General features: G+C 66.9%; 1 protein-coding gene. It reads left to right on the top strand.

Features of this window, described 5'->3' with window-relative positions; all coding sequences use genetic code 11:
- Positions 1–14: 14 nt before the first annotated feature.
- A partial coding sequence (locus tag AC0I8G_RS26205) for an NAD(P)/FAD-dependent oxidoreductase (RefSeq protein ID WP_471732542.1) occupies positions 15–236 on the top strand: 222 nt, incomplete at its 3' end.

Genomic DNA, 236 nt, shown 5'->3' with positions numbered 1-236 from the left:
GCGCCTCGCGCATCATGGCGAAGCGCGCCGAGGACAACCCGAAGATCAAGGTCGTCTGGAACTCCGCCGTCACCGGCATCCTGGGCGAGAACAAGGTCGAGGGCCTCACGTTGCAGGACACCGGGACCGGTGAGACGAGCGAGGTCGCGGCGACCGCGCTCTTCATCGCCATCGGCCACGAACCGCGCACCGACCGCGTCAAGGGGCAGGTCGACCTAGACGAGAACGGGTTCATC

This window comes from Kineococcus sp. AC630, assembly GCF_979255925.1.
The sequence above is the reverse complement of the archived record's forward strand: the minus strand, read 5'-3'. Positions and strand labels throughout refer to the sequence as shown.